The following is a 319-nucleotide window of genomic DNA, read 5'->3' as shown; positions in this document are numbered from 1 at the left end:
GTTTGTGATGCATTATCTTCAGCAAGCAATGGCAATAAGGCGGCAACAAAACCACTTGGGGCGTTGCCTGCCGTTTTGCCTGTGACTGCATTGGTTTCTAATGGCACTTTGCCTGAAGAAACAATGCTATCAACAAAAGGTTTAAACTGCTCTGTAAGGGCATTTTTATAGGGGGCATCCTCTGCCATCATGCTGGCCCAGAGGTAAACGCGGATCGCATTATAACTACCTGTGGCTGGCGTGCTTTTATCATGATAAAAGCCTTTTTCCACGCTGTAATTAACCCAATCAGGGCTCACGCCTTTTGGTGCTGTATCTA

1 protein-coding gene is annotated in these 319 nt (G+C 46.1%); it reads right to left on the bottom strand.

The window, feature by feature from the left end:
• The coding region (locus tag HUS61_RS21395; protein ID WP_258536087.1) for a glycosyl hydrolase family 8 at nucleotides 1–319 on the bottom strand (319 nt) is incomplete at both ends.

The sequence above is a fragment of the Pseudoalteromonas sp. 0802 genome, from assembly GCF_013350085.1.
Taxonomy (GTDB): Bacteria; Pseudomonadota; Gammaproteobacteria; order Enterobacterales; family Alteromonadaceae; genus Pseudoalteromonas.
This window is presented reverse-complemented; position numbering and strand designations above follow the sequence as displayed.